Source organism: Duncaniella sp., from assembly GCF_029054785.1.
Classification (GTDB): domain Bacteria; phylum Bacteroidota; class Bacteroidia; order Bacteroidales; family Muribaculaceae; genus Duncaniella.
Genome location: NZ_JAIDEN010000093.1, coordinates 1 through 8281, shown reverse-complemented (window position 1 = coordinate 8281; position 8281 = coordinate 1). Strand labels below are relative to the sequence as shown.

The 8281-nt window shown below is 51.0% G+C and carries 14 protein-coding genes and 2 pseudogenes; all 16 read left to right on the top strand.

Annotation, left to right across the window (positions count from 1 at the left end; translation table 11 throughout):
* A pseudogene (rplE, locus tag K2H17_RS06310) lies at nt 1-201 on the top strand (50S ribosomal protein L5); the annotation flags it as partial.
* A 9-nt stretch (nt 202-210) separates the two neighbouring features.
* Entirely contained in the window at nt 211-480 is a 270-nt protein-coding gene (gene rpsN / locus K2H17_RS06305; RefSeq protein WP_107031223.1) for a 30S ribosomal protein S14, read from the top strand.
* Nucleotides 481-711: 231 nt separating this feature from the next.
* Nucleotides 712-1110 (top strand): 30S ribosomal protein S8, encoded by a 399-nt coding sequence (gene rpsH, locus K2H17_RS06300; protein WP_107031224.1) that lies wholly within the window; start codon nt 712-714, stop codon nt 1108-1110.
* A 21-nt stretch (nt 1111-1131) separates the two neighbouring features.
* Nucleotides 1132-1689: a 50S ribosomal protein L6 gene (rplF, locus tag K2H17_RS06295; RefSeq protein ID WP_300132716.1), complete on the top strand. Its 558-nt coding sequence runs from the start codon at nt 1132-1134 to the stop codon at nt 1687-1689.
* Nucleotides 1690-1705: 16 nt separating this feature from the next.
* Nucleotides 1706-2047 carry a 50S ribosomal protein L18 gene (gene rplR / locus K2H17_RS06290; RefSeq protein ID WP_300132713.1) on the top strand — a complete coding sequence of 114 codons (342 nt, stop codon included), beginning with the start codon at nt 1706-1708 and terminating at the stop codon, nt 2045-2047.
* Between the two features lie 5 nt (nt 2048-2052).
* A complete protein-coding gene (gene rpsE, locus K2H17_RS06285; RefSeq protein WP_107031227.1) occupies nt 2053-2571 on the top strand; it encodes a 30S ribosomal protein S5 in 519 nt (172 codons plus the stop codon).
* 15 nt (nt 2572-2586) lie between these two features.
* On the top strand, nt 2587-2766 hold the full coding sequence (rpmD, locus tag K2H17_RS06280) for a 50S ribosomal protein L30 (protein ID WP_107031228.1): 180 nt from the start codon (nt 2587-2589) through the stop codon (nt 2764-2766).
* 24 nt (nt 2767-2790) lie between these two features.
* Nucleotides 2791-3237 (top strand): 50S ribosomal protein L15, encoded by a 447-nt coding sequence (gene rplO / locus K2H17_RS06275; protein WP_300132709.1) that lies wholly within the window; start codon nt 2791-2793, stop codon nt 3235-3237.
* A gap of 17 nt (nt 3238-3254) precedes the next feature.
* Complete coding sequence (gene secY, locus K2H17_RS06270) at nt 3255-4604, top strand: preprotein translocase subunit SecY (RefSeq protein WP_300132706.1); 1350 nt, start codon at nt 3255-3257, stop codon at nt 4602-4604.
* A gap of 38 nt (nt 4605-4642) precedes the next feature.
* Nucleotides 4643-5425, top strand: coding sequence for a type I methionyl aminopeptidase (gene map / locus K2H17_RS06265; protein WP_300132704.1), 783 nt, complete (start codon nt 4643-4645; stop codon nt 5423-5425).
* A gap of 37 nt (nt 5426-5462) precedes the next feature.
* The gene (gene infA, locus K2H17_RS06260; protein WP_107031232.1) at nt 5463-5681 is read left to right on the top strand and encodes a translation initiation factor IF-1; all 219 of its coding nucleotides are present in this window, start codon (nt 5463-5465) and stop codon (nt 5679-5681) included.
* A gap of 39 nt (nt 5682-5720) precedes the next feature.
* A complete protein-coding gene (gene rpmJ / locus K2H17_RS06255; protein WP_016562612.1) occupies nt 5721-5837 on the top strand; it encodes a 50S ribosomal protein L36 in 117 nt (38 codons plus the stop codon).
* Nucleotides 5838-6005: 168 nt separating this feature from the next.
* Nucleotides 6006-6386, top strand: coding sequence for a 30S ribosomal protein S13 (rpsM, locus tag K2H17_RS06250; protein WP_300132701.1), 381 nt, complete (start codon nt 6006-6008; stop codon nt 6384-6386).
* A gap of 9 nt (nt 6387-6395) precedes the next feature.
* The gene (gene rpsK / locus K2H17_RS06245) at nt 6396-6785 is read left to right on the top strand and encodes a 30S ribosomal protein S11 (protein WP_107031234.1); all 390 of its coding nucleotides are present in this window, start codon (nt 6396-6398) and stop codon (nt 6783-6785) included.
* A gap of 351 nt (nt 6786-7136) precedes the next feature.
* The gene (rpsD, locus tag K2H17_RS06240; RefSeq protein WP_107031235.1) at nt 7137-7742 is read left to right on the top strand and encodes a 30S ribosomal protein S4; all 606 of its coding nucleotides are present in this window, start codon (nt 7137-7139) and stop codon (nt 7740-7742) included.
* A 17-nt stretch (nt 7743-7759) separates the two neighbouring features.
* Nucleotides 7760-8281 (top strand): annotated as a pseudogene (locus tag K2H17_RS06235) (DNA-directed RNA polymerase subunit alpha); the annotation flags it as partial.

Below are 8281 nucleotides of genomic sequence, written 5' to 3'. Positions count from 1 at the left end.
GGTATCGAAAGCAAGCTCGACGGCCGTGGCAACTACACCCTCGGTATCACAGAGCAGATCATCTTCCCCGAAATCAACATCGATTCCATCAACAAGCTCATGGGTATGAACATCACCTTCGTTACCTCAGCCAACACTGACGAAGAAGGTTATGCACTTCTCAAGGAATTCGGTCTCCCTTTCAAAAACGCTAAAAACTAAGCACCCGCTATGGCAAAAGAATCAATGAAGGCTCGCGAAGTGAAACGCGCAAAGCTCGTCGCTAAATATGCCAAGAAGAAAGCTGAACTCAAGGCCGCAGGTGACTACGAAGCTCTCCAGCTTCTTCCCAAGAACGCCTCTACTGTTCGTCTTCACAACCGTTGCTCGATCACCGGTCGTCCCAAAGGCTACATGCGTCAGTTTGGCATTTCGCGTATCCAGTTCCGCGAGATGGCTTCAGCCGGTCTTATCCCCGGTGTGAAGAAAGCTTCCTGGTAAGTTTCCGCTTACCGGTCCGTTCCCAGAGAGTCGACGGCCAGAGAGTCGTTACCTCTAAGCGGATCTGCCATCCCCACAAGCCGAAAAGTTACTCAGAAATCCTCTCCGGCAAAGGATCCGGCAGCCGCGGTCGTCCTCTTCTTCCTCTCTCGTCTCAACCAAACTCCGACCAATCACAGTGAGTATTAAATATTGTTGGGAAAATCCCAATCAATTTAAACATTTTTCAAAATGACTGATCCAATAGCAGATTATCTGACAAGATTGAGAAATGCAATCAAGGCCAACCATCGCGTGGTCGAGATTCCTGCCTCAAACTTGAAGAAAGAGATCACCAAGATTCTCTTCGAACAAGGCTACATCCTCAACTACAAGTTCGAGGAAGGCGAAAATCCCGCGGGCACAATCAAGATCGCCCTCAAGTACGATCCCGTTGACAAGGTCAACGCAATCAAGAGCCTTGAGCGCGTTTCGCGTCCCGGTCTCCGCCGTTATACCGGCTACAAAGATATGCCTCGTGTGTTGAACGGACTCGGCATCGCCATCCTCTCAACCTCGAAGGGTGTGATGACTAACAAGAAGGCCCGCGACCTCAAGATCGGTGGCGAGGTCCTTTGCTACGTTTACTAATCAATAAGGAGGATACAAATTATGTCACGTATAGGTAAAGCTCCCATTGAAATTCCCGCCGGTGTACAGGTTACAGTCGGCCAGGATAACACAGTAACCGTAAAAGGTCCCAAAGGCACCCTCACACAGAAAGTAAACCCCGATCTCCAGGTGAGCGTCGAAGACGGCCACGTAGTAGTTACCCGTCCTTCTGATGACCGCGAGCACCGCGCTCAGCACGGTCTCTACCGCGCACTCATCCACAACATGGTTGTCGGCGTTTCCACAGGCTATCGCAAGGAAATGGAATTAGTAGGTGTGGGTTACCGCGCCGCCGCCACCGGCCAGGTGCTTGAGCTCTCGCTCGGTTACTCACACGCCATATATATCAAACTTCCCCCGGAAGTGAAAGTAGAGGCAAAGAGCGAGCGTAACAAAAACCCGCTCATCATCCTCGAAAGCGACGACAAGCAGCTTCTCGGTCAGGTTTGCGCCAAGATCCGCTCTCTCCGCAAGCCCGAACCCTACAAGGGCAAAGGTATCAAGTTTGTGGGCGAAATTATCCGTCGCAAGTCGGGTAAGTCGGCAAGTGCTAAATAATTAAATTGATTCAAAAATGGTTTCTAAGATACAACGCAGAACTAAAATCAAGGCCCGCATCCGCGGGAAGATTTCCGGCACCGCCGCTCGTCCCCGCATGTCGGTTTTCCGCAGCAACAAGCAGATTTATGTCCAGCTCATTGATGACCTCGCAGGCACAACTCTTTGCGCCACTTCTTCAAAAGGCATCGAAGAGGGCACCAAGTGTGAAATTGCAGCCAAGGTTGGCGAGGCTATCGCTCAGAAGGCCCTTGCAGCCGGTATCACCGAAGTGGTTTTCGACCGCAACGGTTACCTTTTCCATGGCAGAGTTAAATCATTGGCTGACGCCGCACGCAAAGGCGGCCTTAAATTCTAAAGAATATGGCTACTAAGAACAATAAAGTTAAATCCACTAACGATCTCGAACTCAAGGATCGTCTCGTCGCCATCAACCGCGTCACCAAGGTTACCAAAGGTGGCCGTACTTTCACTTTCGCAGCCATTGTAGTTGTCGGAAATGAAAACGGTATCGTAGGCTGGGGCCTCGGCAAAGCCAATGAAGTTCAGGCTGCCATCGCCAAGGGCGTTGAAGCTGCCAAGAAGAACCTCATCAAGGTTCCCGTTCACCGCGGTACTATCCCTCACGAACAGATCGCCAAATTCGGCGGTTCACGCGTAATCCTCAAACCCGCAAGCCACGGTACCGGTGTGAAAGCCGGTGGTGCAATGCGTGCCGTTCTTGAGAGCGTAGGCGTGACTGACGTCCTTGCAAAATCAAAGGGTTCTTCCAACCCCCACAACCTCGTGAAGGCTACCATCGCCGCCCTCGGCGAAATGCGCTCACCCGCTCAGGTTGCCCAGAATCGCGGTATCTCTATCGACAAAGTGTTTAACGGCTAATCATCCATATATCAGATGGCAAAAATTAAAATCACCCAGATTAAGAGCCGCATCAACGCTCCCGCAGTGCAGAAGCGCACTCTCGACGCACTCGGCTTGAAAAAAATGCATCACTCAGTAGTCCTTGAGGACACCCCCTCAGTGATGGGTATGGTTAAAGCAGTACGCCACTTGGTAGAAGTGACCAACGCCTAATTTCTAAAAATCATTAACACAACTATGGATTTAAGCAATTTAAAACCAGCTGTCGGCTCTGTTCAGAAGAAAACCCGTATCGGCCGTGGTGCCGGTTCAGGCAAGGGTGGAACATCTACCCGCGGTCACAAGGGTGCAAAATCTCGTTCGGGCTACAGCCGCAAAATAGGTTTTGAAGGTGGTCAGATGCCTCTTCAGCGCCGTCTCCCCAAATTCGGTTTCAAACCCCTCAGCCGTACTGAGTACAAAGCTGTCAATCTTGTCGACCTCGAACGTCTCGCCGAGACCGCCGGAATCGAGAAGATCGGCGTAGCCGAACTCCTTGCAGCTGGCCTCATCAACGGCAAGCAGCCCGTCAAGATCCTCGCGACAGGCAAGCTTACCAAGAAACTCACTGTTGAGGCCAACGCCTTCTCAGCCGCTGCTGAGAAAGCAATCGTTGAAGCCGGAGGCTCAGTAAACAAAATTTAATCCCCCTTCTCCTCGAAATGAGATTTGTTGAAACAATTCGTAACATCTGGACCATTGAGGAACTGAGAAAGCGTATTCTTGTCACCCTTCTGCTGGTGCTCGTCTATCGTCTCGGCTGCTATGTAGTCCTTCCCGGCATCTCGCCGGAGGATCTCGACGCCCTGTCGAAGTTCACCAACAAGAGTGGCCTGATGCAGCTCCTTGACATGTTCTCAGGAGGTGCTTTCTCTCAAGCCTCGATCTTCGCTCTCGGCATCATGCCCTACATCACTGCATCCATCGTGATACAGCTGCTGGGCATGGTACTCCCTTCTTTCCAGAAGCTCCAGAGCGAAGGCGAGAGCGGCCGACAGAAGCTCAGCCAGTATACCCGTTATCTGACTGTGCTTATCCTGCTGCTCCAGGGTCCTGCTTATCTTGTAAATCTCCAGGTTCAGGTGAGCGCCGCCACAGGCGGTGCCACCATGGGCTTCTGGACATTGGCTTTCCTTACCGTAATCCTTGCAGCCGGCTCCATGTTCATCATGTGGCTCGGCGAGCGCATCACTGACCGCGGCATCGGCAATGGTATCTCCTTCATCATCCTTGTAGGTATCATTGCACGTCTTCCGGGAGCCCTCTTCTATGAATTCACAAGCCGTCTTCCGGGTGCCACCGGCAGCCAGGGCGGTCTGATCATGTTCGTAGTCGAGATCCTCCTGCTCTTCGCAGTGACAGTCGGCGCTGTGCTTCTTGTACAAGGAACACGTAAGGTGCCCGTACAGTACGCCAAGCGTATTGTCGGCAACCGCCAGTACGGAGGTGCCCGCCAGTACATCCCCCTGAAAGTAAACGCCGCCGGCGTAATGCCCATCATCTTCGCCCAGGCAATCATGTTCATCCCCATCACTCTCGCCGGCTTCGGAAGCTCAGAGAGCTCATCGGGATTCTACGCCGCTTTCTCGGACATCAACGGATTCTGGTACAACCTTGTATACTTCATCCTCATCGTGGCCTTCACTTACTTCTATACTGCCATCACAGTGCGTCCCACCCAGATGGCAGAGGACATGAAGCGTAACAACGGCTTCATTCCCGGAGTGAAACCCGGAAAGAAAACCGCAGAGTATCTCGACTCAATCATGTCGCGTATCACTCTCCCCGGTTCGATCTTCCTCGGCATCGTGGCCATCCTCCCGGCATTCGCACGCTTCTTCGGCATCAGCCAGAACTTCGCGCAGTTCTTCGGAGGAACCTCACTGCTGATCCTTGTCGGTGTCGTCCTTGACACCCTCCAGCAGATCGAAAGCCACCTGATGATGCACCACTATGACGGACTCATGAAGGACGGCAAGATCAAAGGCCGCACCACTGGTTCTGCCTATTAAAACCCGTCTCGATTACCGCTGATTCATTCTTCAGATAAATGATCTATCTCAAGACACCCGAAGAAATCGAAAAAATGCGACAGGCATCCACGCTTGTGAGCCGCACACTTGGCGAAGTCGCCAAGTGGGTGGCTCCAGGCGTGACTACCCGTCACCTTGACAACATCGCCCGCGAATTCATGCGCGACAATGGAGGCAAGCCCGCATGTCTCGGTTACGGAGGGTTTCCCGGCACATTGTGCATAGAAGTCAACGAAACCGTGGTCCACGGATTTCCCTCCGGCTACGAACTGCGCGAAGGCGACATCGTCGGCATCGACACCGTCGTCGAACTTGACGGTTACAACGGAGACATGTGTTACACCTTCCCGGTAGGGGAGATCGCCCCCGAAGTCCTTGCCCTGTGCAAGACCACAAAGGAGTCGCTCTACAAAGGCATCGCCGCCGCCCAGGAAGGAAAACGCATCGGAGACATCGCCAACACGGTCCAGACCTACTGCGAGCGCCACGGTTACAGCGTGGTCCGCGAAATGTGTGGCCACGGCATCGGACGCAAGATGCACGAAGATCCGGAAGTCCCCAACTACGGACGCCGCGGTTGCGGACCGGTATTGAAAAAAGGAATGTGCATCTGCATCGAACCTATGATCAATCTCGGAAGCCGCAACATAGTCATCGAAAAAGACGGCTGGCAGTGCCGGACCAAGGACCGCAAACCTTCCGCCCACTATGAACACACCATAGTCATAGATCCGGAAGGCCCTCAGATACTCACCACATTTGATTATATAGAGGAAGCCCTTGGCGACAGATTCATTTAACTAAAAACCACATCCTATTTCACCATCGAAATAACCTATGGCAAAACAAGCAGCAATCGAACTTGACGGAACAATCGTCGAAGCCTTGTCAAACGCAATGTTCCGCGTCGAACTGGAAAACGGCCACGAAATCACAGCCCACATCTCCGGAAAGATGCGCATGCACTACATCAAGATCCTTCCCGGCGATAAAGTGAAAGTGGAAATGTCGCCCTACGACCTCTCGAAAGGACGAATCGCATTCCGCTACAAATAATTCCAGCAACAAATAATCATCTTCAATACAGATAAACCAATGAAAGTAAGAGCTTCAGTCAAAAAGCGCACTCCTGACAGCAAAATCGTGCGCCGCAAAGGACGTCTTTACGTCATCAACAAGAAAAACCCCAAATACAAGCAGCGTCAAGGTTAATCATCGGTCCGGATCAGAGATAGAGGACACAGAGTCATTATAGAATCCTATTAGTTAATATTTCCCAATGATTTCTAATAAGTGTTTCTAAATGGCTTAAACCCTATTTATGATCGCTGAAAAAGTATTACCTTTGCAAAAATTTTAGTCAAGTAATCAAGTAATTATATGGCAGTAAGAATTGTGGGAGTTGACCTCCCCCAGAACAAAAGAGGTGAAATCGCCCTGACCTATATTTTTGGTATCGGACGCAGCGCAGCCAAGTCAGTTCTTGAAAAGGCCGGCGTTGACGTGAATATCAAGGTCAAGGACTGGACCGACGATCAGGCAGCCAAGGTTCGTGAAGTAATCGGCGCCGACTACAAGGTTGAAGGTGACCTCCGCAGCGAAATTCAGCTCAACATCAAACGTCTTATGGACATCGGTTGCTATCGTGGCATCCGTCATCGTAACGGTCTCCCCGTGCGTGGTCAGAGCACCAAGAACAACGCCCGTACACGCAAGGGTCGCAAGAAAACTGTTGCAAACAAGAAAAAAGCTACTAAATAATAAACGAACATGGCAAAAAAGACAGTCGCAGCAAAGAAAAGAAACGTCAAGGTTGACGCCGCCGGTCAGCTTCACGTTCACTCGTCTTTCAACAACATCATTGTGTGCTTAGCCAACTCTGAAGGTCAGGTTATCTCCTGGTCATCTGCTGGCAAGATGGGTTTCCGTGGCTCAAAAAAGAACACTCCCTATGCAGCTCAGATGGCCGCTCAGGATTGTGCGAAAGTTGCCTACGATCTCGGTCTCCGCAAAGTGAAAGCTTATGTGAAGGGTCCCGGTAACGGTCGTGAGTCTGCAATCCGCACCGTCCATGGCGCCGGTATCGAAGTTACTGAAATCGTTGACGTAACTCCGCTTCCCCACAACGGTTGCCGTCCTCCCAAGCGTCGTCGCGTATAATTTCAGATCCGCATCAGACCTCGCTATCCTGAGAAACGGTCAAAAGCTCAGCTCTCACTTTCAAACAAAACCATGAGCCTCACCAGGCCGTCTCATCAGGTCAAGGTAAATTTTGATTATTCAATTTTTTCCAACTCCCTGTCACCGGCAACGATCTGCGGACCACTTTCCGGCCTCTGTGCGGAAATGTCCGGGAGACTGACTCAGACAAAGGTGAATCTTCAGTGAAATAGACCATATTTTTCATCACCTCTCTGTGGTCGCGGCTGTCACCCCGGAATTCACAGCTCTGACAATCAGTCGAAGATCCAGAACCCCGCTCCAGGGAAACAACATCAAACAAAAACAGAAATGGCAAGATACACAGGTCCCCGCACCAAAATCGCCCGTAAGTTTGGCGAACCCATCTTCGGTGAAGATAAAGTCCTCGCCAAGAAAAATTATCCTCCGGGCCAGCACGGACTCAACAAGAGAAGAAAAACTTCCGAGTACGGCGTGCAGCTCCGCGAGAAGCAGAAAGCCAAATATACCTACGGCGTTCTTGAAAAGCAGTTCCACAACCTCTTTGACAAGGCATCACGCGCCAAAGGTATCACCGGTGAGATCCTTCTTCAGCTTCTTGAAGGCCGTCTCGACAACGTAGTTTATCGTCTCGGCATCGCTCCCACCCGTGCAGCAGCCCGTCAGCTTGTACTTCACCGCCACATCGTAGTCAACGGCAAAGTTGTCAACATCGCATCTTATGCAGTTAAGCCCGGCGACGTTATCGGTGTCCGTGAAAAGTCAAAGTCTCTCGAAGTAATTTCCGACGCACTCGCCGGATTCAATCACAGCAAATATCCTTGGCTCGAATGGGATGAGAACATCAAGGCAGGTAAATTCCTCCATGTTCCCGCCCGTGAAGACATCCCTGAGAACATCAAAGAGCAGCTTATCGTCGAGTTGTATTCTAAATAATAATTAAATCAAGATCCATGGCTATTTTAGCATTCCAGAAACCCGACAAAGTCCTCATGTTGGAAGCCGATAATCATTTCGGTAAATTTGAGTTTAAGCCATTGGAACCGGGATATGGTATAACCATTGGCAACGCCCTGCGTCGCATCCTTCTCTCCTCACTCGAAGGTTTCGCCATCTCGTCGATCCGCATCGACGGTGTGAGACACGAGTTTGACACTATCCCCGGCGTCAAGGAAGATGTCACAAACATCATTCTTAACCTCAAGAAAGTAAACCTTAAGCAAAAGGTTGAAGATACCGATTTTGAAAAGGCATCCATCACTGTGTCAGGTCAGGAAGAGTTCACAGCCGGTGACATTGGCAAAGTCCTCTCAGGATTTGAAATCCTGAATCCCGATCTTGTCATCTGTCATTTGGATCCGAGCGCCAGCTTCACTATCGACCTCACAATCAATAAAGGTCGCGGTTGGGTTCCCGCCGAGGAAAACCGCAATGCAAACGACGCTATTGATGTCCTCGCGATCGACTCGATCTAC

Coding starts and splice junctions, on each gene's coding strand:
- rpsM (WP_300132701.1), top strand. CDS start 6,006: ATGGCAGTAAGAATTGTGGGAGTTGACCTCCCCCAGAACAAAAGAGGT.
- rplF (WP_300132716.1), top strand. CDS start 1,132: ATGTCACGTATAGGTAAAGCTCCCATTGAAATTCCCGCCGGTGTACAG.
- rpsH (WP_107031224.1), top strand. CDS start 712: ATGACTGATCCAATAGCAGATTATCTGACAAGATTGAGAAATGCAATC.
- map (WP_300132704.1), top strand. CDS start 4,643: ATGATCTATCTCAAGACACCCGAAGAAATCGAAAAAATGCGACAGGCA.
- rplR (WP_300132713.1), top strand. CDS start 1,706: ATGGTTTCTAAGATACAACGCAGAACTAAAATCAAGGCCCGCATCCGC.
- secY (WP_300132706.1), top strand. CDS start 3,255: ATGAGATTTGTTGAAACAATTCGTAACATCTGGACCATTGAGGAACTG.
- rpmJ (WP_016562612.1), top strand. CDS start 5,721: ATGAAAGTAAGAGCTTCAGTCAAAAAGCGCACTCCTGACAGCAAAATC.
- rplO (WP_300132709.1), top strand. CDS start 2,791: ATGGATTTAAGCAATTTAAAACCAGCTGTCGGCTCTGTTCAGAAGAAA.
- rpsE (WP_107031227.1), top strand. CDS start 2,053: ATGGCTACTAAGAACAATAAAGTTAAATCCACTAACGATCTCGAACTC.
- rpsN (WP_107031223.1), top strand. CDS start 211: ATGGCAAAAGAATCAATGAAGGCTCGCGAAGTGAAACGCGCAAAGCTC.
- infA (WP_107031232.1), top strand. CDS start 5,463: ATGGCAAAACAAGCAGCAATCGAACTTGACGGAACAATCGTCGAAGCC.
- rpsD (WP_107031235.1), top strand. CDS start 7,137: ATGGCAAGATACACAGGTCCCCGCACCAAAATCGCCCGTAAGTTTGGC.
- rpmD (WP_107031228.1), top strand. CDS start 2,587: ATGGCAAAAATTAAAATCACCCAGATTAAGAGCCGCATCAACGCTCCC.
- rpsK (WP_107031234.1), top strand. CDS start 6,396: ATGGCAAAAAAGACAGTCGCAGCAAAGAAAAGAAACGTCAAGGTTGAC.